We start from the raw sequence: 246 nt of genomic DNA on the forward strand, positions 1-246 counted from the left end.
GTGGTCAGGTTCTGTGTGTGCCGGGCTCCATCAAGCCGCACACCAAGTTCGAGTGCGAAGTGTACGTGCTGAGCAAAGAAGAAGGTGGTCGTCATACCCCGTTCTTTAAGGGTTACCGTCCGCAGTTTTACTTCCGTACCACCGACGTCACAGGTTCCTGTGAGCTGCCGGAAGGTGTGGAAATGGTTATGCCGGGTGACAACGTGAAGATGAGTGTTACCCTGATTGCTCCGATCGCCATGGAAG

At 54.5% G+C, this 246-nt stretch carries 1 pseudogene; it reads left to right on the forward strand.

The features are described from left to right. Positions 1-246, forward strand: a pseudogene (tuf, locus tag BIU91_RS18050) (elongation factor Tu); the annotation flags it as partial.

Origin of the sequence: Curtobacterium sp. MMLR14_002, from assembly GCF_001864975.1 — a bacterium.
Lineage (GTDB): Bacteria > Actinomycetota > Actinomycetes > Actinomycetales > Microbacteriaceae > Curtobacterium > Curtobacterium flaccumfaciens.